The sequence below is a fragment of the Pseudomonas sp. TH31 genome (assembly GCF_016650815.1).
Lineage (GTDB): Bacteria > Pseudomonadota > Gammaproteobacteria > Pseudomonadales > Pseudomonadaceae > Aquipseudomonas.
This window is the reverse complement of sequence record NZ_JAEKEZ010000006.1, coordinates 53973-79764: the sequence shown is the minus strand read 5'-3', so window position 1 is coordinate 79764 and position 25792 is coordinate 53973. Positions and strand designations below refer to the sequence as shown.

Genomic DNA, 25792 nt, shown 5'->3' with positions numbered 1-25792 from the left:
CCCGCAGGGGAGTAGTCGGTTATTCGGTGGCCTGATCGGCCTGTTCTTTTTGCTGTTTTTCCAGGGCCTTGCGGGCACTGTTCAGGCGCGTCCCTACGCCGATTTCCGGGTACAGCTCCACGGCGCGTTCAAAGTGATTGATGGCCTTGGCCCAGTCCTGGACGTCGATGGCCTGAAGCCCAATCATCTTGTGGTAGCGCGCTGTGATGCCTTCGAACAGGTCCCACTCGCCATCCACGAAGGGCAGCAGGTCACTGACGTAGGGCTCGGGGCTGCGCTTGGCTTTGTATTCAGCTTCGGCCCAGTCGATCACCGCGTCTGCGACGAAGGTCTGCACGTCGCGCCGTTTGAAGCGCGGCGGCATCTGCTGGTCTTGAGCCATGGCGAATTGCGCCACTTCCAGGCCAAGTTCGAACTGGACGGTATCGAACAGCCAGACCACGACCTGGGTTAACACCGGGTTCGGGTGGTTCAGTCCTGAATCGCGGTAGCGCTCTACATAGTCCATGTACTTGGGCAGCAGCTCGTCCCGCTTGAGCTGCTGACGGGTGTCCAGGCTCTTGATACCGCTCAGGCGTTCCAGGTCCTGGGCCAGTGCGGCTTCCATCAGCTTCAAATGCTTTTGGGCATTCGCAGGGCTGGACAGGGCGGTGGTGGAGCTGTAGTGCGTGACTGTCGCCTCAGCCGTTGGGCCTTGTGCGAGAACACGCCGCTTGTGGGCTAAGGCGATGCTCATCAGATCAGCTCCAGGTTGCCGGCTTCGATTGCCGCGAATTTCTCCAGTTGCTCGATCACGTAGCCTTCATTGCGGCCGTTGTAATCCTCGACGCGGGAGCGCTTCGGGTTCTCGATCAGGTGACGGCGCCAGCTGCTGTCCTGGAAGTACAGCGACAGGTTGTCCCAACTGGTGACCACCACGCCGGTGGCTGGAAAGTGCGGGATCACGAAGGACGGCAGGCCGCCATAAGTTGCGATCACCTGGGCACCTTCGATGCGCTCTTTCTCGGTCGGGGTGTCGCCTTGCTTGGCGTACAGCTTGCCCTTGTCGCTGGCCAGCAGGTCGCTACCGATGATGGCGATCAGGTCGCCGGCATCACGAAACACCGGATCAATCATCTGCTTGACGTCGTGCACCAGGGCGTCAAGGTTGGCGTAGTCGCCGCCGGCGCCGAGGGTGATCTTGCCGGCGGTTTTGCCTTCCTTGAGAACCTGCGCCGGGATCTGATCACGGGCAATTTGCAACCAGCCCTTGTTCACGTCCTGCAGCATTGGGTTTGCGGTGATGTCGGTCTGTGGTGCCGCGTGGGTGCCATGCCAGCCGATCATGATGCGATCCAGAGCGATCTGACGTTGCACCGCCGCGCTGTAGCGATCGGCAAAGTCTGGGAACTTGGCCCAGCTGTCGATTTTGGCGAACGACAGGCCCACGTCGGATTCGGTGTGGAACAGCTCATAGTCCAGACCGGTCAGGTCGCTAAAGTCTTTGGCTTCGCGATCGGTGGTCTTGGTGTTGGTGCGGCTGGACACGGGGCCAGTTACGCCGATCATCACCTTTTGGCCTTTGATTTCGCTGACCGGCACCACGTTGATGCGACTGAGAAAGTCGGATTTCTCGGTGATTTTGTCGTTCAGTTCCTGGGCAATGCTCGGCTCGACAGCGAACTGGCGAGATGCATCCTGGACGTTGTACGACTCGGCCATGTCGTCCTGCAGGAGGGCGAACTGTTCCTGAGCGTGACTGCTAAGAGAGCCCATTTACACGACTCTCCGCTTTTGGCTGTGACTCGCGCCAGTGGTGCGCGGAATCACCCGGCCCTTTGGTGCGTCCAGCAGTGCAGAGAATTTCTTGTCCAGGGCCGCCACCGCTTTTTCCAGCGCCGTGGTGGTGCTGGACCCGGTCTTGCGGCGACGGGAAAACGCACCTTCTTTCTCAGCTGTGTCGAGAATGTCCTGAACGGAATCCTCTACGTTGTCGATGGGTTCCTGCTCCAGCTCAACGTCGGTAGTCGCTGGCTCGATCAGGGTTTGAATGCCGGCTGTGACGAGCAACAACTGTTCGACCAGTGCCGCCAGCGCTTTGGCTGTAGCTTCATCCATTGGGGGTTTGCTCTCTGTTGGGGTTTGCGGGGTTGCTGGGGAGTCTTCGAGACCGAAGCGCTTGAACAAGCCCGCAAACATGGCAGCGAGCCGGCCGATATCACCCTGGGACTGGGTGTCACGGAACGAGCCGATAGCTACCGAGGCGGCGTAATAGGCGGTCTTGTTGGAGCGGTTCGAAAAGTACAGTTCCTGGGTGCCGACGCTAGCGGGTTCGTCGGTGACGCCCAGTCCGGTCAGATACGCTTTACCGGTGCCCCGAAAGTTCGGGGTGATTTCGATGCTGGAAAACAGCTTCTGGCCGCGATCATTCAGGTACAGCAACTGGTCGTTGGGCTTCAGTTGGGCTTCCAGGGCCAATTCGCCAGGCTGCAGATCGTCGCCTTCCTCGACCAAGCGCACGGCATATACGGTGCCGTGTGAGCCCGGCCAGCGTTCGTGGTCACACCAGATAACCGCGGTATAGAAAGACGCTTTGTAGGTCTCCGCGATATCGCGCAGGTCCTGGGCCAGGATCTCGCGACCATCGGCGGTCATGCCGCTGGTGGCGACACGTTTCCAGAACGAAACAAGGGAACGGGGCATGGGCGTTAACTGCGCTCAATCGGTGATTTGAGTCGCCACGATAGGGAGCGTATGCCCCTCAAACAAACGCTTTGCTTCCGCTCTGTTCGTAGATTTACGTTCTACGCCGAACGCCGATTTTAACCCCGCGTTTCGGGTGTTTTCGCCGCATAGACTGCGGCCATGCCATACGCCCCCGAACTCCGCGAAACTGCCAAACGCCTCTATTTGCGCCGCTGCAAGCCGCGTGAAATACAGGCACACCTCAAGCTGCCCAACATCCGCATCATCTATTACTGGATCGCCAAAGGCGGCTGGGACGAGATGCTGTCGGATGAAGAACCGCTGACGGCAGTCAGCCGGCGGATCACCCTGATCCTGGAGAAAACCACCACGCTGTCCAAGGGCGACCTGGACGAACTCGACCGCCTAACCACTGTCCGCGATCGGCTGTTGAAACAGTCGGTTAAACCGGTGCCGGCGCCGGCGGCGGATATGCCAACGGACCACCAGGAACCGCGCCAGGACCAACGTGGAGAGCGCCGCAACCGAGGCGACAAAGGCGGTAAGAAACGGGAAAAGAAGGTCAAGAACGACGTTTCAGGCCTGACCGAAGTCGACTTCCTGGATAAGTTCATCAGCAAGATGTACGGCTATCAAAAGGAGTTGTTTGAGGCCAAACAGAACCCGCTGACCCGTCGCATCCGGAACATCCTCAAAAGTCGCCAGGTGGGGCTGACGTACTACTTCGCCGGCGAAGCCTTCATGGATGCTGTGCTGACCGGTGACAACCAGATGTTCCTATCTGCCAGCCGATCGCAGTCCGAGATTTTCCGCAGCTACATCATCCAGTTTGCCCAGCAGTGGTTTGGCCTTGAGCTGACAGGCAACCCTATCGTCCTGAGCAACGGCGCCGAGCTGCGCTTTCTCAGTACCAACAGCAGCACGGCCCAGGGGCACCATGGTCACGTCTATATCGACGAATATTTCTGGATACGTGACTTCGAAAAACTGAGCACCGTTGCCAGCGCCATGGGCACCCACAAAAAGTGGCGCAAGACCTACTTTTCAACGCCCAGTGCTGTCACCCACCAGGCCTATCCGTTCTGGACCGGCGAGACGTTCCGCAACAGCAAGCGCAAGGCCGCGAAGGCTCCATGGCCCAGTGAGAAGCAGATCGCGGCCGGTGCGCTCTGTCCGGACGGCCAGTGGCGCAAGGTGATCACCATCACCGATGCCATTGCCGGTGGCTGTGATTTGTTCGACCTGGAACAGCTGCAGCTGGAGTACGACGAAGACAAGTTCCAGCAGCTGTTCCATTGCAAGTTCATCGACAGTACGCAAAGCGTGTTCAGCCTGGCGGACCTGGAGCGCTGCTATTCCGACCTGGATCTGTGGACTGACTTCAACCCTGACGACGACAGGCCCTATGGCAACAGCCCGGTGTGGTTAGGCTATGACCCAAGCCGGACACGCGACGACGCCACCTGTGTGGTGGTCGCGCCGCCGCTGGAGCCTGGCGCCAAGTTCCGGATTCTGGAAAAGCACAGCTGGCGCGGGCACTCGTTCACCTACCAGGCCGCCCAGGTCAAAAAGCTGACTGAGCGCTTCAACGTGCAACACATCGGTATTGATACCACCGGTGTGGGCTATGGCGTGTTCGATCTGGTGCGCGACTTCTATCCACGGGCGACCTCGATCCACTACAGCCTGGAAACGAAAAACGCCCTGGTACTCAAGGCCCAGGACACGATCCAGGGTAGCCGCATCGAATGGGACGCCGGTTGGAACGATATCGCCCAGGCGTTCCTGACGATCAAGCGCGGCGCTACGGCCAGCGGCCAGATCACCTACAGCGCGTCCCGTACCGACGCCACAGGTCACGCCGACGTTGCCTGGGCGGTCATGCACGCGCTGACCAACGAACCCCTCAACACCAACAAACAGCGGCGCAGCCGTTACACCCTCAGCGGATCAGGTAGCCATGCCACAGCGAAAAAGAAAGCAGCAACCCAAACAACCCGAGCGGCAAGCCATGAGGGCGTTTTCCTTCGGGGCGCCGGAGCAAGTGCTGACGGAAAATATCGGGCAGTACCTGGGCGTGTTTGCCAGCCACGACGGCCGGATCTACACGCCGCCGGTGTCCCGTCAGGGCCTGGCCAAGCTGCTGCGCGCCAACGCTCATCACGGCGCCATTCCAGGCTTCAAACGCAACCTGCTGTTGCGTGAGCTCATACCATCAGTAGGCTGCACCACCGCGACCATGAGCCGTGCAGCCCTGGACTTCATGGTGTTTGGTGAGGCGTATTTCTTTCGCAAACCGAACCTGTTCGGGCAGATCCTGGAGATGGAACACCTTCCCTCAATCAACATGCGGGTAAAGGTAGACGGCGGGTTTGTGATGCTGCTGCAGGACGGAAAGGAAGTGGAGTTCGACGAGGACGAGATTGAGCACGTATTGAACTACGACGTGGAACAAAACATCTATGGCGTCCCCGACTACCTGGGCGGCCTGCAGGCGCTATTGCTCAACGAGGCCGCGACCCTGTTCCGCCGGCGTTACTACAGCAACGGTGCCCACGCGGGGTACATCTTCTATACCAATGACGCGAACTTGACCGAGGAAGACGAAGACGAACTGCGCACCCAAATAAGTGCCAGTAAGGGGGTGGGTAACTTCCGCTCGATGTTCGTCAACATCCCGAACGGCAGCGAGAAGGCGATTCAGATCATTCCCGTGGGAGACTTTCAAGCCAAGGACGAGCTGGAGAAAGTGAAGAACATCACCCGTAACGACGTGATTGCGGCCTGGCGCATGAACCCCGCGCTGGCGGGAATCATCCCGGAGAACAGCGCCGGTTTTGGCGATATTGAAAAGATCGACCGGGTCTACACCAGCAACGAGATACATCCGATCTGTCAGCTGTTTAACCAGCTCAACGACACGTTGCGAGAGGATCGGCGGTTTGCATGGCGAGAGCCGGAAAAGGTGGTGATAACCACATGATGTGGTGACCATGACGGGCAAAGGCACTACATCTTGTGGCAGAATAGTGCCTCATAAGGAACCCTGGGGAGGGAGATATGCGGGTTACATGTAAATGCGGGCATAAGGGGCGGGTTCGTGACAGCAAGGCACATTCGCCCGACTTTGTAACGCTATACTGCCAGTGTTTAGATGTGAGTTGTGGCCACACTTGGGTCGCCACTTTAGCCTTTGACCACACACTAAGCCCTTCGGCAAAAATGGTTGATCGCCTATTGTTCGACCGACTGCGAGAAATGCCGAGGGCCGAACAACGGGATCTGTTTGATCAACTCGGCGCACAGTTTTTGCGATAGCTTTTGAGTCTCACTTCAATGTCATTGAAGTTCTGAATTGTTTCTATCCCGTACTCTAAAAAACCCCTGCGAGCCCGTTCGGATAAAATCTGCTCCGATGTTGCTATATTTATCATAAGAAAAAATTTGTGGCCGAGTTTCTCTATATCATCGATTAGTTCGGTAAGGGCTTCGGTGCTTTTCATTTGCAACTCCATGTTTTTTTGGCTCGACTTGGCAGAGCTTATTGGTTTTAAAATTGTCGGGTCAAGTTATTTTTTAGGGGGTTGTCAAGTACATTCAAAACAGTGAAACATATTTTTTTGTTCTGTTTTTATCGCTTTAGACGATCCATGAATAAATTACGGAAATATCCTATTGCATTTTTTAATTGAGTGAACTGCAAGGCACTGGTAGGTGGGGGGAATAAAAAAGGGCGCCTGCGCGCCCCGAGTATTTATTGTAAGATTGTTTTTCTGGCAGCTAAGCCGAAGCTTGTACTCTGCTCAGGTCTTTAATTAAAACCACTCCGTAGAGTCTGCGACCGTTTCGACCTTCAAATGCGGCTACAATATAATCCTTGGGGAGCGGGATTGTTACGTGGCCGTTCCCGGTGTCGTGGTGGAGGAAACTCGTTGCTTCTATCAGGACAAAATCAGAGGGTAAGTCTAATTGTAGACGTGTGCTCTCATACTCTTCATCGCTGATAGCGATCATTCTGCCGTCGATAAACATTATTGTCCCTCTTCAAGTGATTGTCTGATTTCTATTGGTCCGACAGTTATGAGTGGATTTTGAAGTTTTTCGATGTGTCGTAGCAAAAGCGCATTTAACTTAACTTGGTTGTCATAAAGGATTTCAAGGTCTAGCGAGCGTTCAAGTCTATGAACGATTTCATTGTTCATACTTCGGTGATTGGTTTTTGCTTGGGCGCTAATAGATGGACGTAATCCATCTGGCAACCGAATTACAAACTTATCCTGATGATGAGAGTTAGCCATTGGTCACCTCCGCTAGCTCGACATCATCAAAAGCAGGGCACTCGACATCTGCTGCTATTACGCAAATACCGCACCATCCATATGGGCTACCTTCAACGCTTCCTCCCCAGCCTTCTTCGTCGTGCAAATCCTTGGTCCAAATCGGGGCGGGGCAGTCGAAAAGGCTCCGCTTTCCAGTGTTCTCACTGAAAGAAGATCCACCTTCACTAAGCATCATATTGATCATGGTTTGGCCGAAGTATCGAACCACGGCCCTTACTACGTCACCATTCTCAGAAGACATCCGGTATTTATAGTCAGACCAAAACCCGTTGATCATGGTGGCCCGCTCAACAGTCAGTATGTTGTGATCGACTTCAAGAGTTACTTCGTAGTCTTTCCAAACCTCTTTGACCTTGTAGCGTTTTACATTGGCTTGTTCAGACATGTTGGGACTCCGTAAAGGTTGCGGGCTTCGCGAGTAACTGGGCGACCACAGCGGCATCGGGCTCGGACAAATCGCCCAGGATTTGGGCAATGTCGGCCAGGGTTTCAAGACGCTGGCGAGCGTCTGGTGTTTTGTGCACCAGGTAACTGATCAGGGCTGCGCCGATCACGGCAGTGGCCAGCAACCGGCGAGAGGGTTTAAAGGTGCTGCTGACTTGTCCTGGTGGTGTGATAGCCTTGTGTTTGCTGCTGCTTGGGTGCTGTGCTTGCATGGTGTTGCTCCTCTTGTAGTGGTTGGTGTCGGGGAGGTGCGAACTCCTCGACACCGTCTCTTTCAGGCCTGTCGCAACTGACTGGCCGTGAACACCGGGCGCTGTTCACAGCGCACTTCAAATAACCCCAAGTCCTGACCGTCAACGTCCTGCATATGCACAACGGTGATGAGGGTTGGTGTGTCTTCGGGGTGGTCCTGCCAGTGTGCGGAGGCTGCCAATTCGGCCAAGTCTTCGGGTGTACACATGTCTACGTAACTGCCTGGCAATAGCAGTTGGCCGGCTAGGGCGTTAGAGCTGTAGCGAATGATCATGGGTGTCCCCTCTCAGGCTTGGCGTACCAGGTGCAGGACGAAGTCAGAGGGAATGCCGGAGTGCAAGCCCTGAGCCCTCAGTTCCATGACTGCCTTGATCTGAAACTGGGTGCAGTCGTCGGCCAGGAAGTGCTTGGCGCCTGCCATGGCCTGGCTGGCGATCTGGTTAAGAAAGAACGGCGTGGTGCAGCTCTCACCTACGAAAATTGGCACCTGTATGCCGTGGTTTTTTAAGTCGGTTTGGATGGCCTTCAATTTGGTAGTTTTGCCTGTGCAGCGCTCGCCGCTGATGATTTGTACTTGCATGGTGTTTCTCCTTCTTGGTGGGAATGACGGTCAGGCGTCTGCGCTAAAAAGATGTGTGTGCCCACGAGTTCGCCGGAACATCCGGAACAATAAAAATGAGGCTGGCTGTAAGCCCCGGCCGGCTTGGGTTTTGGCGGTTCTACGGTTGTGTCCCTGGAGCCGGAACATACCGGAACAGCTTTTTTCTCTGATTGACTGGAGACCTTGAATTACAAGGCCTGTAGCGATGTTCCGGAAAACTGGGTTGCCGGAACATTTCTGGAACAGAGCCGTAAAGAATGTTCCGGTGTGTTCCAGCGTGTTCCGGCTAGTAGTGATGGTGGTATGTTGTTTATCTATATGTTTTATATAGATATTTTTATAGATATTAATAATGTTCCGGATGTTCCGGCATATTGTTGGCAACACGCGCATTCCAGCAAAACGCCCTGTACCGGCCTTCACACGGACTTTCATCTCTCCGACGTTCATCACTCTTTCCCCCCTTGCGGAAGATCCAGCAGTTGAGCGGGCGCTTCTCAATCACCGACCGAACTTTGCGAGTCTCAACGTAGGTGTGTGAGCTGCTTTTCGGCAGTGCACGTTGAAGTTGGGTGGCGTGGATGACTTCCTGGCCAGCGAGCCGACAAGCGTTGTGGAAGTGCTCGATGTTGATTGCAATCAGGGTGCGATCGGAGCTGTGATTCAGCGTCTCCTGAGTGACCTCCCGAACCCCGTCCTGGTCAGTGATCGTGATCACCTTTTCATTCAGGTAGTGATAGATCTGCCAGAACCTGGCGGCCGTTGGGTCCTCGCTGCTGACACGTTGCTGCCGATCAATGGCGCGGTTCTCTACGTGCTTAAAGAGTTGATCCAGGAGTTGGTCACTCCATTCGGGGAACAGCGCCTGAGTGGCCTTGGCGGCCGCCATCAGTTGCGCATGGCATTGCACGATCCGCTGATGCTGAATGGCTTGGTTCATTTGTAGCTTTGCCTCGTACTCGGCGAAGGCTGCAAAGTAATGTTCCAGCCAGCTCGCTTCTTGCTCCAGGCACCGGCGCAAATAGCCTGCAAGTTCTTCGACCGGGAGGGCGTTCAAACGAGTGGCTATGACCTTGCGAGCCGGTGTATGCCCTGCACGTGTGCAATGCATGTGGGCAATTCGCGTCAGGATGGCCTCAGAGCCTTTCACGCTGGCGTTTTGAGATATGCAAAGGGCGGCAAGAAAGATCAGGCTGTCGGTGTCATTGCTCGATGACTTGACGCCCACGGTGCGGATGTTGGCGTTATGGTCATAGAGCATTTTCCAGTCTTCCCAGTTGTATTGACTGGTGGTCTCACGGCCTTGGGCGTCGACAATTGTGCTGTCTGACTCGATCAGAACTACCGGGAGGTTGCTGACCTGCGACAAGGCCCGGGTCAAACCGATGGCGCTGGCCCCGGTGGCGTTAGGTTTCATACCCTCGTAATTGGCCCGGCCGAACAGGCGCCAGAGGAATCGCAGCAAACTGGACTTGCCAGCACCGGCATCCCCTGTCAGCTCTAAAAAAAGCCACGACTCTTGTTTGCTACGGATCTGTTGGGTGAACAGGGTCGCCGTCCACCATGACAGGGCCGCCAAGCCATTCAGGCTGTTGACTTCAACGAAGTCTGAAAACCAGTGAGGATCAAAGTCCGGCCCGCGTGTCAGGGCCAGGCTGCTGAGTGATGTTTTCAGCCCGGTTTTCCCGACTTCCAAATAGCCGTGACTGTTGGCCATGTACTCGCGGCCTTTGTGATAACCGAACGTTTGATAGCAATAGGTCTTGCTGGTCGCGTCATAACCCACAAACGGCAGAGCGCGAACCGTCAGGGCGTTTTCCAGCCACTTGCTGCGTAACATGGCCAACACCTTTTCTCCCCCTTCGAAGTTGCCACCCGGCGTGCGCTCCAGAAGGGATTTTGAAAAGCTGCGGGGGTCACCGATGGAGTTGGGTGCCAGTGGCTCTTTGCAGTTCTGAGCCGGGTTCGGGAAGTTGAACTGGAAGAAAAACTGCTGATCGCCACTGAGCGCATCACGTTGGATGTATTCGAAGTGCGGGACACAGTTGGCCACCTGCCGTATATCGCAATACTTGTCGAACAGTTCTTCCCGGGTTTTCGGTACGCCTCCACCTTCCTGGTCCTTGTCCTTGTTGGCCTCCTTGTTCAACTCATCGGAGTTCACCTTTGCGGTAAATAAGCGGTTGCCAAACTCCAGCAAGAAAAACTCAGGGGTCTTTTCAAATGAAGCAAGAAGGCTTTTTGGCCGGGTTAGGGGCAACGAACAGTCGGCCCAGGTGGCTGGCTTCCTGCATGAACGCGTCGTCCAGTTGGCCGTCGCGGTACACGTCGTCCCAATCACGATCGGGTCCAGACAGGGCTACCCAAGCGACCTCATCCATGGTGTGTAACTGGCGGCGATACTTGGGAATCATCAGGTGGCCAGCTTTGTCATCGTCCAAGGCGATGATCCAGCGCACCTTCTTGCCCTTGTTGGCTTCGATCACATCCCAAGGGAAGTTGTTGGCCGAGATAGATGCAATCACCTTGTAGCCAGCCAGGTACAAAGCAACGGCGTGAAAGATACCCTCGACGATGTACACGCTATCGCCTGCTTCGATAGCCATAGCGGGTGGCATCCAGCCGCCGGACTTGTAGCTCATTTTGTACTTGATGCCAGCCTTGTCGCCCTTGTTGGCTGCGACCATGGTTGCGTCGATGATCCGTTCCCAGTAGCCATCACAGAGCGGAAAACGGACGGTATCGGCCCATTGACCATCGTCCATTTTGCGGCGGCCCTGTTCGTACCAGCCTTTCATCTTGCTGATATCAAAGCCTCGGTTGCGCTGCAGGTAGGCATCGGCCGTGGCGTTTGGATTTAGCTCGGTCTTGGGGAATCGCTCACTGAGGTTTTCGAACAGGTAGCTGTAGCGTTCGCGGGTTTTCTCTTCGAACTGGCATTGATTGAGGCGGTTGCACTTGAGCTGATACGGCTGCTTACGAGCGATGTACAGCGTTCGCTCGCCGCATCCCGGGCAAATACCTTGCTGCAGGTACTTGGGGCCTTTGATGTCTTTGAAGTCTAGATCGAGATCCTTTTCCAGGGCGTCGATCACTTCCAGACGGTAGATGTCTTCGAATTGCATATGCCGGCCCCTTACTCGTCACCGGCTTCGGTTTTTCCACCACGAACTCGTTCAGCTTGCTCAGCAGCCTCCATGGCGAGGTGCACCATATTGATCATGATTGCTTTCGAACCTGGCGGCGGCGGGAGAGCAAGGTAGATTCCCTGATCTACTGCTTTTCGAATTGCTGAGTCGGACTGTCCGGAGCGCCGAACAAACTCGGCGACGGTTACGTATGGCGTGTCTATACAGATCTTCATTCTGCTACCCTCGATGGATACCCTATGGGAAATATGGGACATATGTTCCTTGCGGGGAACATATTCATTCCTTGTAAGGAACAAGTCAAGAGGGTTTGATGGACTTTGCCGCGAAATTCAAATTGATTCGAAAAGCTGAGCGATTGACGCAGAAAGAGTTCTGCGCGGCCCTGGGCTTCAGTGAAAGTACATTCAGGAAATACGAGGCAGGATTTATTGAGGTCGGAGCCCCAGCACTTTTGAAAATTGCTAATCACCCACGTTTCAAGAAATACGCCCTATGGTTGGTCACCGGTGACGTAGCGCCGGAGTCTGGTCAGATTAGCCCGGAATAACCCATGTCTATCAAACTGTTAGCGGATGGCCGCTACAAGGTCGACTGCCGTCCGGAGGGCAGTGAGGGTGGGCGTATTCGTAAGGTTTTCCGCACAAAGGGAGAGGCGCTTTATTTCGAGCGTCGAATCCTGGGTGAGGGGGTGAAAGGGGAGTTCGAAAAGAAGGTTAAGGCGGATTCACGCAGGCTTTCCGATCTGATCGAGCGCTGGCACACATTGCATGGCCAGACCCTCAAAACTGGTGAACAACGCAAAGACCTTCTGCTGTCAATGGCTGAACGGATGGGGAACCCGAAAGCATCCCACTTCAACGCCTCTCACTTTGCCCAGTATCGTGCCGAGCGTGCCGAGGGTAAGCACTCCCGTTATACGAAGGAAGGCAAGCCAGGTAAGCCTACAAGCGCGAATATGCTCAATCATGAGCTGGCCTATCTACGGGCTGTGTTCAACGAGCTGGAGCGGCTAGAGGAGTGGCGCGAGCCTAATCCGCTCGCCAATGTTCGTGGGCTGCGGTTTGACGAAACGGAAATGGCCTACTTGGTCAATGACCAGATGGATCTACTGCTGGATTGCCTGCGGGCCTTGGACGACGACGCGCTACTGGTCGCTGAGGTTTGTTTATCAACCGGGGCGCGATGGGGTGAGGCGGAGGGCTTACAGTTACGCCAGGTGCGACAACAGCGTATTCACTACAGCAAAACCAAGTCGAGCAAGAACCGAACTGTTCCGATCTCCAAGGAGCTGGAAAAGCGCCTGCAAAAGGCACTCCCATTTACGCCCTGCTACGAAACATTCAGGCGTGCTGTGGATGCAGCGGCGTTGGATCTGCCGGCAGGGCAGCTCACTCACGTGTTACGTCACACCTTCGCAAGTCATTACATGATGAACGGGGGAGACATCATCACCTTGCAAAAAGTGTTAGGTCATTCCTCCCTGGCTATGACTCAGAAGTACGCCCACTTCAGTCCTGGGCACCTGGCCGAGGTGGTCAATCTGAACCCTTTGGCAAAGCGGGTTGGACACTTATTGGACACTTCCTCTGTTTTGAAAGTCTCCGAGCCCTAAAATTCATAACCGCCAGATGTACGAAAGCCGCGCAGTGCGCGGCTTTGAGTATGGTGGGCCCAGTAGGACTCGAACCTACGACCAAGGGATTATGAGTCCCCTGCTCTAACCAACTGAGCTATAGGCCCTCAGTAGGCCGCGGATTATAGCGACGGTTTCTCGGCTGTGCTATCCGAAAAATCCGATACGGTAACTCGAAGAAACGTTGCAGCGAATTCTTCCGGCGGTAATGGCAGGCTGACGATGTAGCCCTGGATCTGTTCGCAGCCCTCAAAGGCGAGGAATTCTTGCTGTGCCTGGGTTTCGACACCCTCGGCGATGATGGTGAATTGCATGCTGCGGCCGAGCGCGATGATGGCGCGCACAATCGCCGCATCGTGGGGATCGTCAGGCAGGCCGCGGACAAAGGACTGGTCGATCTTGAGGATGTCCAGCGGCAAGCGCTTGAGGTAGCTCAGGGATGAATAGCCGGTGCCGAAGTCGTCGATCGCCAGTTGGACACCCAGGCGTTTGAGTTGGTGCAGCACCGACAACGCCTCTTCGGCCTGGCTCATGATGAAGTTTTCGGTAATTTCCAGTTGCAGAAAACCGGGTTTGAGCCGGTTGTCCTTGAGCAGTTGCTCGATGCGCCCGAGCAAATTTGGCTGGCGCAGTTGCGCGCCGGCGAGGTTGACCGACAGCGGGCCTGGGCTTTCGTAGAGTTGACTCCACTCGAACATCTGTCGGCACGCTGTTTCGAGGACCCAATCGCCGATCTGCAGGATCATGCCGTTTTCTTCGGCCAGGGGAATGAAGTGCTCGGGAGGTACGTCGCCGAAGGTTGGGTGACGCCAGCGAATGAGCGCTTCGGCGCCGACCAGTCGATGGTCGTCGAGGCTGATCTTCGGTTGGTAGTAGAGGTGCAGCTCATTGCGCTCGATGGCGCGGCGCAATTCGTGTTCCAGCGCAACCCGTTCGCTGGCCTGGGCAGTGAGGTCGCGGGTGTAGCTTTCGACCCGGTTGCGGCCCTTGGCCTTGGAGCGATACATCGCTGCGTCGGCGTTCTTCACCAGCGTGGCGACGTCGCAACCGTCCTTGGGGTACAGGCTGGTGCCGATGCTGGCGCTGATGAAGAACTCGTGCTCGCCGGCCTGGAACGGTGCGGCGAAGCAGTTGAGCAGTTTGGTGGCGATGTGGTCGGCGTCGCTGGCTTGCTGCAGGCCGGGCAGCAGGATGATGAACTCGTCACCGCCGAGGCGCGCCACGGTGTCGATGTCCCTGAGTTGCTCCTTGAGACGCACGGCGATGCCTTTGAGCAGCAGGTCGCCGACCGGGTGGCCGAGGCTGTCATTGATGTGCTTGAAGCGGTCCAGGTCGAGGAACAACACAGCACCCTGTCCGCCGTTTTCCTGCTGGTTGTTGAGCGCCGTCAGCAATCGGCTTTCGAACAGCGTGCGGTTTGGCAGGCCGGTGAGCGGATCGTGGTGGGCCTGGTAATCGAGTTTGGCCTGGGCGTGCTTGAGGCTGGAGATGTCGGCGAACACCGCGACAAAGTGAGTAATGAACTTGTCGCGGTTGCGCACGGCGCTGATGGTCAGCCAGCTCGGGTAGAGCTCGCCATTCTTGCGTCGGTTGGAAATCTCGCCTTGCCAATGACCTTCATCGGTCAACTGATGCCACATGGCCGCATAGAACGCGCTGTCATGCAGGCCCGAGGCGAGCAGGCGAGGGGTGTGGCCCAGTGCTTCGCTCTCGCTGTAGCCGGTGATTTCGGTAAACGCGCGGTTAACCGCACTGATATGCTGTTGGGTGTCGGTGATCAGTACGCCTTCGGCGGTGCTTTCGAACACGGTGGCGGCCTGTTGCAGTTTTTCCTGCATCAGGTGCCGTTCGGTGATGTCCCGGGCGATGGTCAGCATGCAGTCTTCATCGCCGATCGGCAGCGGGCGGCTGGACACCTCGCAGAGGCGGATCTGCCCGTCGTTGCGGCGGATGTGGCAGGTGAAATCCCGGACGAAGCCATCCCGGTTCAGTAGGTCGAGCATCTGTTTGCGTTCGTTCAGATTGACCCAAATACCCAGGTCCAGCGCCGAGCGATCCAACGACATCGCGCTGTTGAAGCCGGTAATACGGCTGAACCCTTCGTTGACCTCCAGCAGCAGGCCGTCGCTCTGGCGAGACAGCAGCAAGCCATCAGGGGAGGCATGGAAGGCTTTGGCGAACTTCTCTTCGGAGGTTTGCAGCTGTTGCTGGGTTTCCTTGAGCTGGCTGATGTCCCGCACCACCACCACCAGCGCAGGTGTTGTATCTAGATCGAAGGGTTCGGCGGAAATCAGGCCGGTGAACACCTGGCCATTATTGCGGCGAAAGGGCATCTCCAGGTTGCGGATACTGCCGGCCTGCAACCGCTGTAACAGTCCCGGCCCCACGCCCGGAATGCCCCAGATGTTCAGCTCGGTGGCGGTTTGGCCGATGACGTCTACGGCTTTAAGGCCGATCTGCTCTTCGAACGCCTCGTTGACCTCCAGCAGGCAACCATCGGAAAGCCGTGCGATCACCAGAATGTCCGGGCATTGCTCGAACACCGAGGCGAATTTCTGTTCCGAGAGGCGCAGCGCCTCTTCGGTGCGCTTGGCTTCGCTGATGTCGATCATCAGCCCGCGCAGCACCGGTTCGTGGCCGTGTTCGATCAGGCTGACAATGTCGCGCACCCACAAGCAGCGACCATCGGCAGTGATCACCCGGTAATCGACGCTGTGATCGCGACCGGCCAGCACTTCGTGATCGCAGAAGTTTTGCGCGCGGGTCAGATCCGCCGGGTGGATGATGTTGCGCCAGAACCCGGGATCAGCCAATGGGGCAGGGGATAGCCCAGCAAGTCTTCAGCGTGGGGCGACACGTAGCTGTAGGTGAAATCGCTGATCCGCGCTTCCCAGGCAATGGCCGACAGACTCTCTACCAGCCCGCGATAGTGGTATTCGCTGCTGCGCAGTTCCTGTTCCAGGTCAATCCGTCGGGCTATTTCCGAGCTCAATCGACGGTTGATCCGGATGACCACCGCCAGCACGATGATCAGTAACAGCAAACCTGGCAGGCCGTACACAAGCAGGTCCGACCAGAAGGTCCGATGATCGAGCACGTTACCGACCCAATGCTCCTGGATGGCGCTGACTTCGCTCGGGCTCATGTCCGCCAGAACTTTATCGATAATGCCGACGAGCATTTTGTTCTTCGGCGGCACTGCCATTGCCAACTGATAGCGATAGGGCGTCTCGCCGCTGACATAAAGCCCGTCGAGTTTGAGCTGACGCAGGCTCCAGACACTGGAGGCCAGATCGCCGACCACGGCGTCCACTTCATCGGTCGCTAGCGCCTGCAACGCTGAACTGACGTTGGGCATCGGCACCAGGTTCAGGTCCGGATGGTGGGTGCGTAGCAGCTCATGGGGCGCGTAGTTTTCCACCACAGCGATTTTCAGGCCATACAGGTCCTCGATTTTGCGCGGCTGGGCGCCGCCGACATGGGCGAGGATCACAATCGGAAAGTCCAGGTAGGGGCGGGTGAACGCCAGGTAAGTCTGGCGTTCGGGTGTCGACATGATGCCCGGCAGCAGGTCCAGCTTGCCCGCTTTGACCTGCTCCAGGACGACCGTCCAACTGACGGGTTCGATGGGCGTGAGCTTGATGTCCAGGCGTTGGCGGATCACGTTGATGTAGTCCGCTGCCAGACCCTGATAACGGTTCTGTTCGTCGCGGAACTCAAACGGTGGCCAGGACGCGTCCACGCCCAGACGCAGGTCCGGGTGAGCCGCCAGCCAGCTACGTTCTTCGTCGGTTAGAGTCAGCGCGCCAGCCGTTGCGGTCCAGGTCATCAGCGACAGCAAAAAAGCACGGTCGGCAGTCTGGGCATAACGGTCTCGTTATGGCTCGGGGGGAATGTTTCGAGTGTAGACGGGCAATTCGGCGGGGGCAGTGCGGGGATTTAATCTGTATAAAGCAAAACCCCCGGCCTGGGCCGGGGTTCTGTGATCACTCGTCGAGGAAGGAGCGCAAATGCTCGCTTCTCGTCGGGTGGCGCAGCTTGCGCAGCGCCTTGGCTTCGATCTGACGAATCCGTTCACGGGTCACGTCGAACTGCTTACCAACCTCCTCGAGGGTGTGGTCGGTATTCATGTCGATACCGAAGCGCATGCGCAGAACCTTGGCTTCACGGGCAGTGAGGCCGGAGAGAACTTCGCGAGTCGCTTCTTTAAGGCTCTCAACGGTAGCCACATCGATTGGCGACTGCATGGTCGAGTCTTCGATGAAGTCACCCAGGTGAGAGTCTTCGTCATCACCGATCGGGGTTTCCATGGAGATCGGCTCTTTAGCGATCTTCAATACCTTACGGATCTTGTCCTCAGGCATTTCCATGCGTTCGCCCAGCTCTTCCGGGGTCGGTTCGCGACCCATTTCCTGCAACATCTGCCGGGAAATACGGTTGAGCTTGTTGATCGTCTCGATCATGTGCACCGGAATACGGATGGTGCGGGCCTGGTCGGCGATCGAGCGAGTGATCGCCTGACGGATCCACCAGGTGGCATAAGTCGAGAATTTGTAGCCGCGGCGGTATTCGAACTTGTCTACCGCTTTCATCAAACCGATGTTGCCTTCCTGGATCAGATCGAGGAATTGCAGGCCACGGTTGGTGTACTTCTTGGCGATGGAGATCACCAGACGCAAGTTCGCTTCAACCATCTCTTTCTTCGCGCGGCGGGCCTTGGCCTCACCGATCGACATGCGACGGTTGATGTCCTTGATCTCGGCAATCGTCAAACCGGTTTCGGTTTGCAGCGCGATCAGCTTTTGCTGGCAACGAAGGATGTCCGGTTGCAGGCGACCAATGGCTTCGGCGTATTTGCCTTTGCCCTTGGCGAGGCCGTCGGACCAGCTTTCGTCGACTTCATTACCCGGGAACTGGCGCAGGAAATCGGCACGCGGCATGCGCGCATCACGAACGCAGAGCTGCATGATCGCGCGCTCTTGCTGACGCAGACGATCCAGGGCACTGCGAACACGCTCGACCAGGCCTTCGAATTGCTTCGGCACCAGTTTGATCGGCATGAACAGCTCAGCCAGCAGCACCAGTTCGGCAATCGTCGCTTTGTTGCCACGACCGTGCTTCTTCAGCGCCTTGCGGGTGATTTCCATCTGATCGGAGACAGCGCCAAAACGCTGTGCTGCGATGACCGGATCCGGACCGCTTTCGGTTTCTTCTTCGTCGTCGGTGCTGGCTTCAGCTTCGTCGTCGTCGGTATCGTCATCCGCTTTCACGGCTTTCGGATCGACAGGCGGCGGCACTTCTGCAGCAGGCGGCGCAATGCCGTCGTCCGGGTCGATATAACCGCTCAGGACGTCGGACAGGCGGCCACCTTCGGTGGTGACGCGAGTGTATTCGGACAGAATGTGGTCAACCGTGCCAGGGAAGTGCGCAATTGCGCCCATCACTTCGCGGATGCCCTCTTCAATACGCTTGGCGATTTCAATTTCGCCTTCACGTGTGAGGAGCTCTACCGTACCCATTTCGCGCATGTACATGCGCACTGGGTCGGTGGTGCGACCAATGTCGGTCTCGACCGCTGCCAACGCTGCTGCTGCCTCTTCGGCCGCGGCTTCGTCAGTATCGGCGTCGGCCAGCATAAGGGAATCCTTATCTGGCGCAACCTCGAATACGTTGATCCCCATGTCATTGATCATGCGGATGATGTCTTCCACCTGTTCCGGATCTGAAATATCCTCCGGCAGGTGGTCGTTGACCTCCGCGTAAGTCAGGTAACCCTGCTCACGACCAAGTGTGATCAACTCTTTGATACGAGACTGCTGTTGCGCTTTTCCGGACATAACACCCTATCCACTGAAGGTCTTGGCGGGCAAAAAACAAGCCGAGGATTATACCTGAGCTATGACCTCACGCGCCAGTTGAGGTCGGGTTTGATACAGCCACATTGCGTTTTAATAGGTCGCGCATCTGATTTGCGATCTGATTTGCTTCCTCTGGGGTCAATCCCGGTTGCCTTGCTTTTTTGATCAGTGCTTCCAAAGTATCTGTGTGTTGACCCGCTGATAACCTAGTAATGGTGTCTAAAAACTGTCGTTCAAGGTTATCGCCGTCAATTAGCCACTCCTTTTCCGCTAATGCTTTGAGCAGGCGCCCTTGATCGGTGCCATGCCAGCGGGCCATTAGCTGGATAGAGTTTAGCTTAGGATTTTTCTGCAAGGCCTCGATGAGGGCCACCAGCAGTTGTGCATACGTGTTGCTTTCATTGGCGAAGTGGTTAGCGGTTTCTACCTTGCCAGCCAGTTGCGGATGATGAATCAGCGTGCGTAATGCAATCAGTGTTGGGGCTTCGACGGCAATCGGGGTGCGCGGGGCACTTTGTTGATCGCGATCGCCGCCACGCTTGCCGTTCTTGTCCCAGGGTTTCTTGTCCCACTTCTTGCCGCCAGCACCGGGTTTTTTCGGTGTCCATTCCTGCTGCGGCACGTGCAGCTCTTGTGCCTGCGGCTGATGGTAGTCGCTGTAATCCGGCATGGCATCGTAATCGATGCCCGGATCGTAGGCTGGTGGCGCTTCCTGAGGGGCGCGGTGCACCAGCTGACTCATGGCTTCGCCAGTCAGGCCGGTGATTTCGGTCAGTCGCTGGCGCATCAGGATGCGCAGGTTGGCGCCCGGGACTTTTTCGATCAGCGGCGCAGCGAGGGTGGCCATGTGGGCCTTGCCTTCGAGCGAGCGCGGGTCCGATTCCTCAGTCAACTGCTGAAAGAAATAATCGGCCAGCGGTTGAGCGTGTTGATTGATTCGCGCGCGGAAGGCGTCGGTGCCCTCGGAGCGGACCAGCGTATCGGGGTCTTCACCTTCGGGCAGAAACAGGAAGCGTGCCCGTCGCCCGTCCTGCAGGCATGGCAGCGCTGCTTCCAGTGCTCGCCAGGCGGCTTTGCGGCCGGCCTGGTCACCGTCGAAACAGAACAGTACGTTGGGTACGACGCGAAACAGTCGCTTCAGGTGCTCTTCGCTGGTGGCGGTGCCCAGGGTCGCGACGGCGTTGCGCAAACCTTGCTGGGCGAGGGCGATGACGTCCATGTAGCCTTCAACGACGATGATTTCGTCGAGGTTGCGGTTGTTCTTGCGCGCTTCATAGAGGCCGTAAAGCTCCTGGCCTTTATGGAATACCGGGGTTTCCGGTGAGTTCAGGTATTTCGGTTTGTCGTCACCCAGTACTCGGCCGCCGAAAGCGATGATGCGCCCGCGACTGTCGCGGATCGGGAACATCACGCGATCGCGGAAGCGGTCATAGCGTTTGCCGCTCTCGGCGTTCTCGATCAGCAGGCCGGCATCGACCATGGCTTTCTGTTGCAGGGTGTCGCTGCTCAAGTGCTTGAACAGATTGTCCCAGCCGGGCGGGGCGAAGCCGAGGCCGAAGTCCGGGCGATTTCGCCGGTCAGGCCGCGACCTTTCAAATAATCCACGGCGGCTTTGCGCGATGGGTGGCTTTTCAGCGCTTGCCGGTAAAAGTCGGCGGCGGCGGTGAGCAGCGGGTACAGCGGCGAATCAGTCGGCTGCCGCGGCTTGTGCGGTCGGCCGCTTTCTTCGCGGGGTATTTCCATGCCGGCGGCTTTGGCCAGTTCTTCGACAGCCTGGATGAAGTCCAGGTTGTCGTGGTCCATCATGAAGCCGAGGGCGTTACCGCCAGCGCCGCAGCCAAAGCAGTAATAGAACTGCTTGTCGGGGCTGACGCTGAAGGAGGGGTTTTCTCTTTGTGGAACGGGCAGCAGGCGGTGTAGTTCTTGCCGGCCTTTTTCATTTGCAGGCGCGAGCTGACCACATCGACGATGTCGGTGCGGTTCAGAAGGTCGTCAATGAAGCTCTGGGGAATTAGCCCGGCCATGGCGGTCTCGTCATCTGCGCTGAAATGGACCCAAAACGAAGGGCTGGCGAACGCGGGTCATTGCTTGAGGCGCGCAAGATATGCGGCTCGACCAGTGTCGTCTGCGTAATCGCTGTCGGGAAGTGTATCTGCCGAAAATCCACTGACGTTAGTACCGATCAGTATTCGACTATATGAAAGTGTTGCGCTGAATCCGCTGCGGCCAGTCGAAGGCCTTGGATAGCTCATAAACGGGCACGCAAGCAGGTGCCTTGGGCTGATCGTCGTAAGAGGAATCAGTGGGTGTGCTCGTCAGTAGCCTTGAAAGGCTCGTCAGAAAAGACGTGCACCGCTGGCAAAAGAGCCAGGTCTGACGCTGTGAAGCAGGTTTGTCTCGGTCGCGTCGGCGGCTTTGACGGTGAAACATCAAGCGATTCCCGCAAATGCCATTAGCCCGGCTGAGGGCCGGGCTTGGCAGAAGCTTGCTACGAACGTCTGTGTATTAGTACAGACGAACGGCGCGGCGCTGTTCGCGCTGTACTTTCTTGGCGTGACGCTTAACAGCGGCTGCTGCTTTACGCTTACGCTCAGAAGTTGGCTTCTCGTAGAATTCGCGGCTACGAACTTCAGCCAGTACACCGGCTTTTTCGCAGGAGCGCTTGAAACGACGCAGAGCTACGTCGAAGGGTTCGTTCTCTTTTACTTTGACGGCTGGCATCCAGAGCTACCTTCATTCATTACCGGGGTCAACATCCTCGCGGCAAAAGAGCACTTGAAGACGTCGGTTTTTAAGGGTTGCGGATGTTAACTCCTCATCGACCGGAATGCAAAGCCTCTGATCGAAAACCGCTAGTCGGGGCATCCCATGGCGACTATTATGCGCGCCTTCGAATTCAGCCTAAACAAGGCGCAAACCCATGCTAGTACTGGGATTAGAAACCTCCTGCGACGAAACTGGTGTCGCATTATATGACAGTGAGCGCGGCCTGCTGGCCGACGCGCTGTTTAGCCAGATCGACCTGCATCGCGCCTATGGCGGGGTGGTGCCGGAGCTGGCCTCGCGTGATCACGTCAAACGCATGCTGCCCTTGATCCGTCAGGTGTTGGCTGAAGCTGGCTGTGTGCCGACCGAGATCGATGCGATCGCTTATACCGCGGGCCCTGGCCTGGTCGGCGCGCTGTTGGTGGGGGCTTCCTGTGCCCAGGCGCTGGCCTTTGCCTGGGGGATTCCGGCCCTGGGCGTGCACCACATGGAAGGTCATTTGCTGGCGCCGATGCTGGAGCCTCAACCGCCCGAATTCCCGTTCGTCGCTTTGTTGGTGTCGGGTGGTCATACGCAACTGGTTCAGGTCGACGGAATAGGCCAATACACGTTGTTGGGCGAGACCCTCGACGATGCCGCCGGTGAAGCGTTCGACAAGACCGCGAAGATGATGGGCCTGAATTATCCGGGTGGCCCGGAAATCGCCCGTCTGGCGGAGCAGGGGGTTGCAGGACGTTTCACTTTCCCGCGTCCGATGTGTGATCGCCCGGGTCTGGCATTCAGCTTCAGTGGCTTGAAAACCTCTGCCCTGAACACCTGGCAGCAATGCGTCAGCGCCGGGGACGACAGCGAGCAAGCCCGTTGCGACATCTCGCTGGCGTTCCAGCAGGCCGTGGTGGAGACTTTGACCATCAAGTGCAAGCGGGCCCTGAAAGCGGCGGGCATGAAGCGCCTGGTGATCGCTGGGGGCGTCAGTGCGAACAAGGCGCTGCGTACTTCACTGGAGAAAATGCTCGGCGACATGAAGGGCGACGTGTTTTACGCCCGCCCCGAGTTTTGCACCGATAACGGCGCGATGATTGCGTTTGCCGGCTGCCAGCGTTTGCAGGCCGGTCAGCACGAAAGCCTGGCGATCAGCGTGCAGGCGCGCTGGCCGATGGAGCAATTGTCGGCGTTGTGATGAGCGGGGTTCACGTCCGGTATTTAAAAATGCCGTTCGCGCCCGGCAAACAGGTCGCGTAGATTGCCGCGATGGCGCCAGACGATCAGGCCTGTGAGTGCGCTCATGGGCAGCAGGGCCGCCGGCTCTTGCCAGGCGAGCAATGGCAGGGTCAGCGGTGTGGCGATCAGCGCCGCCAGTGAGCTGGTGCGGGTCAGGTAGAACGTCAGCAGCCAGGCACAGAGCGCCAGCAAGGCTGCAGGCGGGTAGAGGCCCAGCAACATGCCGGCCGCGGTGGCGACACCCTTGCCGCCGCGAAAGCGGAAGTACAGCGGGAACAGGTGGCCGATGACGGCACAAACACCGATCCAGGCTTGATCTTGCAGCGAAAGGCCGGCAACACCGGCGATCAGCACAGGCAGCAAGCCTTTGCACAGGTCGCCGAGTAACGTCAGGACGGCGAGTTTCTTGCCGACCAGGCGCAACATGTTGGTGGCACCGGCATTGCCCGAGCCACCCATTCGCGGATCGGGGTTGCCGGTCAGGCGGCTGAGCAAAATGGCGAAGGACAGAGAGCCGAGCAGGTAGGCGAAGGTCGCCAATAACCAAAACATGCTAACTATTCCGGGCGAGGACGCCTTGATTCTAACGGCGCATTGCGCCCTTGTCGTGCAGCGGAGAAAAGTGCTTGGACAGAGTGTTTATCGAGGGCCTGGAAGTCGACACTGTCATTGGTGCCTACGACTGGGAGCGCGGCATCCGACAATGTCTGCGACTTGATCTGAGCTTCGCCTGGGACAACCGCCCGGCGGCGGCCGGTGACGACCTGACCCTGGCGCTCGACTACGCGAGCGTTTCGTCGCGAATCCAGGCGTTTGCCGAGCAAGCGCAGTTCCAATTGGTCGAAACCTTCGCCGAGCGTCTGGTTGAAGTGCTGATGAGCGAATTCAAAATCACCTGGATGCGTCTCAAGCTGACCAAGCCGGGCGCTGTGCCGGCGGCCACTGGTGGTGTGGGCGTGGAGATCGAGCGCGGATGTCGCTGACTCAGGTGTACCTCGGGCTCGGTAGCAATATCGAGCGCGAAACCCATTTGCAGGCTGGCCTGGAAGCCCTCGCGGGTTTTCTGGTGGATATCCGCTGTTCGGCGGTCTTCGAAAGCCAGCCGGTGGGGATCAAGAGTGGGCCGTTCTTCAACTTCGTGGTGTCGGCGTACACCGACCTGCCGTTGATGGAGCTGGATCGCCGACTGAAATTCATCGAGGCGGACAACGGTCGCTATGCGCCGGATCGCAAGGGGCTGCCGCTGGATATCGACGTGTTGTTGTTCGGCGATCTGGTGGGTAACTTCGATGGCTTGATCCTGCCTCGGGCAGAAATTCTGAAAAATGCCTTCGTGCTGTGGCCATTGTCGCTGATAGCGCCAGGCCGGGTGCATCCGGGTGTAGGCAAAAGCTTTGCGACCTTGTGGGGCGAAGCGCAGATTGATCAGGTGTTGGCGCCGGTGGCGTTTGAGTGGCGCGGTGAGCCGTTGACCCCTTCGAATTTGCTATGAAGCAAAAGACGCAGCCTTCGGCAGCTCCGGCAGGGGATTGATGTACATCCGTAGGAGCTGCCGAAGGCTGCGATCTTTTGATCTTGCTTACGCTTGTTCTTTGTAGGCTTTCAGCGCCTTAAGCCGCTCAAGCTTTATCGCCTCACCCAACTCCGGCCCCTTGAATCCCTTCTCCAGCAACGGCTGCACTGCCACGCCCCGAGCCGCATTCGCCGCCCCGCGCAAATAATCCGCCTGTGGATAAGTTCTCTGCTCCAGGCCTTTACGCCCGCGGGCATCCATCTCGCACGCTGCAATAAACTCCTCAAACCGCTGCGGCCGACGGTATACGTCGAAACTCTGCAGCAACTCGAGCAAGGTCGACGGCTTGAGCTCCAGGGCTCGATGCCCGTGGGTGTGATACTGACCCACCAGTAACGCCAATTCCTGGCAGTCTTTCGGTGCCTTGAAGCGTTCGTTGACCGCTTTGATCAGCTTCAGGCCCGTGTGCTCGTGGGCAATATGGCGCGGCCAATCTGCCTCGGGCGTCAGCCCTTTGCCCAGGTCATGCAGCAGGCAGGCCCAGCGCACTGTCAGCGGCTGTTTGTGCAGCGCCGATTGCTCCAGCACGCTCAAGGTGTGCACGCCTGTATCGATCTCCGGGTGATGGGCTTCCGGTTGCGGTACGCCAAACAAAGCGTCGACTTCCGGCATCAGCACTTTTAGCGCATCGCACGCGCGCAGCACCTCGATAAACACCTGTGGCTGATCTTCCATCAAGGCGCGGGAGATTTCTTTCCAGCTGCGTTCTGCGGTCAATGCTTCAAGTTCACCTGAATCGCTGAGTTGGCGCATCAGTTCCAGGGTCTCGGCTGCGACGCTGAAACCGAGTCCGGCATAGCGCGCCGCAAAGCGGGCAACGCGCAGTACTCGGAGTGGATCTTCGGCAAACGCGGGGGAAACGTGGCGAAGTAGGCGAGCCTCAAGGTCCCGTTGGCCATGGTAAGGATCGGTCAGGTTTTGCTGGTCGTCTTCGGCCATGGCGTTGATCGTCAGGTCGCGACGAATCAAGTCTTCTTCGAGGGTGACTTCGGGGCTGGCGTGAAAGGTGAAGCCGCCGTAACCGCGCCCGCTTTTGCGTTCGGTCCGGGCGAGAGCGTATTCCTCACCGGTTTTTGGGTGAAGAAACACCGGGAAGTCCGCGCCTACCGGGCGAAAGCCCTTGGCGAGCATTTCTTCGGTAGTGGCACCTACCACGACCCAGTCGATATCGGTGACAGGCTTGCCCAGCAGGCGATCGCGAACTGCACCGCCGACTTTATAAATCTGCATAAAAAACCTCCGTTAGCTCGACAGAATAACCGTTGCG

Annotated in this window: 25 protein-coding genes, 1 tRNA gene and 2 pseudogenes; 8 read left to right on the top strand and 20 right to left on the bottom strand. The window is 57.4% G+C overall.

Annotated features, from left to right (window positions below; translation table 11 throughout):
- Window positions 1-19: 19 nt before the first annotated feature.
- The 3 genes from gpM to JFV26_RS03460 are packed head-to-tail and all read right to left on the bottom strand — an operon-like array spanning window position 20 to window position 2682.
- The gene (gene gpM, locus JFV26_RS03470) at window positions 20-736 is read right to left on the bottom strand and encodes a phage terminase small subunit (protein WP_201189749.1); all 717 of its coding nucleotides are present in this window, start codon (window positions 734-736) and stop codon (window positions 20-22) included.
- Window positions 736-1755, bottom strand: a complete 1020-nt coding sequence (locus tag JFV26_RS03465) for a phage major capsid protein, P2 family (RefSeq protein ID WP_201189747.1) — start codon at window positions 1753-1755, stop codon at window positions 736-738. Before JFV26_RS03465 ends, gpM begins: the two co-directional genes overlap by 1 nt.
- The gene (locus JFV26_RS03460) at window positions 1756-2682 is read right to left on the bottom strand and encodes a GPO family capsid scaffolding protein (protein ID WP_201189745.1); all 927 of its coding nucleotides are present in this window, start codon (window positions 2680-2682) and stop codon (window positions 1756-1758) included. It abuts the gene before it with no gap.
- A gap of 162 nt (window positions 2683-2844) precedes the next feature.
- Between JFV26_RS03460 and JFV26_RS03455 the strand changes: the two genes are divergently transcribed.
- The 3 genes from JFV26_RS03455 (at window position 2845) to JFV26_RS03450 (ending at window position 6003) form a co-directional block, all read left to right on the top strand.
- Window positions 2845-4890, top strand: a complete 2046-nt coding sequence (locus JFV26_RS03455) for a terminase large subunit domain-containing protein (protein ID WP_201189743.1) — start codon at window positions 2845-2847, stop codon at window positions 4888-4890.
- Window positions 4802-5668: a phage portal protein gene (locus tag JFV26_RS33300; RefSeq protein ID WP_342215426.1), complete on the top strand. Its 867-nt coding sequence runs from the start codon at window positions 4802-4804 to the stop codon at window positions 5666-5668. Before JFV26_RS03455 ends, JFV26_RS33300 begins: the two co-directional genes overlap by 89 nt.
- A 77-nt stretch (window positions 5669-5745) precedes the next feature.
- Complete coding sequence (locus JFV26_RS03450) at window positions 5746-6003, top strand: ogr/Delta-like zinc finger family protein (RefSeq protein WP_201189741.1); 258 nt, start codon at window positions 5746-5748, stop codon at window positions 6001-6003.
- Here the strand turns inward: JFV26_RS03450 and JFV26_RS03445 are convergent.
- The 9 genes from JFV26_RS03445 to JFV26_RS03410 form a co-directional block, all read right to left on the bottom strand.
- Window positions 5976-6188 carry a hypothetical protein gene (locus tag JFV26_RS03445; protein WP_201190688.1) on the bottom strand — a complete coding sequence of 71 codons (213 nt, stop codon included), beginning with the start codon at window positions 6186-6188 and terminating at the stop codon, window positions 5976-5978. The two genes, JFV26_RS03450 and JFV26_RS03445, sit on opposite strands and share 28 nt — an antisense overlap.
- A gap of 528 nt (window positions 6189-6716) precedes the next feature.
- Window positions 6717-6983 (bottom strand): Arc family DNA-binding protein, encoded by a 267-nt coding sequence (locus JFV26_RS03440; protein ID WP_201189739.1) that lies wholly within the window; start codon window positions 6981-6983, stop codon window positions 6717-6719.
- Window positions 6976-7410 (bottom strand): DUF2528 family protein, encoded by a 435-nt coding sequence (locus JFV26_RS03435; protein ID WP_201189737.1) that lies wholly within the window; start codon window positions 7408-7410, stop codon window positions 6976-6978. Before JFV26_RS03435 ends, JFV26_RS03440 begins: the two co-directional genes overlap by 8 nt.
- Window positions 7403-7681: a hypothetical protein gene (locus JFV26_RS03430; RefSeq protein WP_201189735.1), complete on the bottom strand. Its 279-nt coding sequence runs from the start codon at window positions 7679-7681 to the stop codon at window positions 7403-7405. The genes JFV26_RS03435 and JFV26_RS03430 overlap by 8 nt, the downstream gene beginning before the upstream one ends.
- Before the next feature lie 62 nt (window positions 7682-7743).
- Window positions 7744-7995, bottom strand: coding sequence for a hypothetical protein (locus JFV26_RS03425; protein WP_201189734.1), 252 nt, complete (start codon window positions 7993-7995; stop codon window positions 7744-7746).
- 12 nt (window positions 7996-8007) lie between these two features.
- Complete coding sequence (locus tag JFV26_RS03420; protein ID WP_201189732.1) at window positions 8008-8301, bottom strand: hypothetical protein; 294 nt, start codon at window positions 8299-8301, stop codon at window positions 8008-8010.
- A 367-nt stretch (window positions 8302-8668) separates the two neighbouring features.
- Window positions 8669-10522, bottom strand: a complete 1854-nt coding sequence (locus JFV26_RS03415) for a hypothetical protein (RefSeq protein WP_242487731.1) — start codon at window positions 10520-10522, stop codon at window positions 8669-8671.
- Window positions 10523-10541: 19 nt separating this feature from the next.
- Window positions 10542-11447, bottom strand: coding sequence for a toprim domain-containing protein (locus JFV26_RS33295; RefSeq protein WP_242487730.1), 906 nt, complete (start codon window positions 11445-11447; stop codon window positions 10542-10544).
- Between the two features lie 11 nt (window positions 11448-11458).
- Window positions 11459-11728 carry a hypothetical protein gene (locus JFV26_RS03410; RefSeq protein ID WP_242487729.1) on the bottom strand — a complete coding sequence of 90 codons (270 nt, stop codon included), beginning with the start codon at window positions 11726-11728 and terminating at the stop codon, window positions 11459-11461.
- A 56-nt stretch (window positions 11729-11784) separates the two neighbouring features.
- Here JFV26_RS03410 and JFV26_RS03405 point away from each other — a divergent pair, with 56 nt between their 5' ends.
- Entirely contained in the window at window positions 11785-12021 is a 237-nt protein-coding gene (locus tag JFV26_RS03405) for a helix-turn-helix domain-containing protein (protein ID WP_201189730.1), read from the top strand.
- A 3-nt stretch (window positions 12022-12024) separates the two neighbouring features.
- The gene (locus JFV26_RS03400) at window positions 12025-13086 is read left to right on the top strand and encodes a phage integrase (protein WP_201189728.1); all 1062 of its coding nucleotides are present in this window, start codon (window positions 12025-12027) and stop codon (window positions 13084-13086) included.
- Between the two features lie 51 nt (window positions 13087-13137).
- Here the strand turns inward: JFV26_RS03400 and JFV26_RS03395 are convergent.
- From JFV26_RS03395 to rpsU, 6 genes and pseudogenes are all read right to left on the bottom strand, one after another.
- Window positions 13138-13214: transfer RNA gene (locus JFV26_RS03395), tRNA-Ile, on the bottom strand.
- 15 nt (window positions 13215-13229) lie between these two features.
- A pseudogene (locus tag JFV26_RS03390) lies at window positions 13230-16974 on the bottom strand (bifunctional diguanylate cyclase/phosphodiesterase).
- Window positions 16975-17093: 119 nt separating this feature from the next.
- A complete protein-coding gene (rpoD, locus tag JFV26_RS03385) occupies window positions 17094-18944 on the bottom strand; it encodes an RNA polymerase sigma factor RpoD (protein ID WP_201189726.1) in 1851 nt (616 codons plus the stop codon).
- 67 nt (window positions 18945-19011) lie between these two features.
- The gene (locus JFV26_RS03380) at window positions 19012-20475 is read right to left on the bottom strand and encodes a DNA primase (protein WP_342215422.1); all 1464 of its coding nucleotides are present in this window, start codon (window positions 20473-20475) and stop codon (window positions 19012-19014) included.
- Window positions 20472-20989, bottom strand: a pseudogene (locus JFV26_RS33290) (CHC2 zinc finger domain-containing protein). The gene JFV26_RS03380 and the pseudogene JFV26_RS33290 overlap by 4 nt, the downstream one beginning before the upstream one ends.
- A gap of 481 nt (window positions 20990-21470) precedes the next feature.
- Window positions 21471-21686, bottom strand: a complete 216-nt coding sequence (gene rpsU, locus JFV26_RS03375; protein WP_002551877.1) for a 30S ribosomal protein S21 — start codon at window positions 21684-21686, stop codon at window positions 21471-21473.
- A gap of 199 nt (window positions 21687-21885) precedes the next feature.
- Here rpsU and tsaD point away from each other — a divergent pair, with 199 nt between their 5' ends.
- On the top strand, window positions 21886-22911 hold the full coding sequence (gene tsaD, locus JFV26_RS03370) for a tRNA (adenosine(37)-N6)-threonylcarbamoyltransferase complex transferase subunit TsaD (RefSeq protein WP_149659578.1): 1026 nt from the start codon (window positions 21886-21888) through the stop codon (window positions 22909-22911).
- 23 nt (window positions 22912-22934) lie between these two features.
- Here tsaD and plsY read toward each other — a convergent pair whose 3' ends face one another.
- A complete protein-coding gene (gene plsY, locus JFV26_RS03365) occupies window positions 22935-23504 on the bottom strand; it encodes a glycerol-3-phosphate 1-O-acyltransferase PlsY (protein ID WP_201189724.1) in 570 nt (189 codons plus the stop codon).
- A 74-nt stretch (window positions 23505-23578) separates the two neighbouring features.
- On the opposite strand from plsY, the gene folB reads away from it, so the two are divergent.
- Both folB and folK read left to right on the top strand, forming a co-directional pair.
- The gene (gene folB / locus JFV26_RS03360; protein ID WP_008051601.1) at window positions 23579-23935 is read left to right on the top strand and encodes a dihydroneopterin aldolase; all 357 of its coding nucleotides are present in this window, start codon (window positions 23579-23581) and stop codon (window positions 23933-23935) included.
- Entirely contained in the window at window positions 23926-24444 is a 519-nt protein-coding gene (gene folK / locus JFV26_RS03355; protein ID WP_201189722.1) for a 2-amino-4-hydroxy-6-hydroxymethyldihydropteridine diphosphokinase, read from the top strand. The genes folB and folK overlap by 10 nt, the downstream gene beginning before the upstream one ends.
- A gap of 87 nt (window positions 24445-24531) precedes the next feature.
- On the opposite strand, the gene JFV26_RS03350 is transcribed toward folK, so the two are convergent.
- Window positions 24532-25755, bottom strand: a complete 1224-nt coding sequence (locus JFV26_RS03350) for a multifunctional CCA addition/repair protein (RefSeq protein WP_201189720.1) — start codon at window positions 25753-25755, stop codon at window positions 24532-24534.
- Window positions 25756-25792 lie beyond the last annotated feature (37 nt).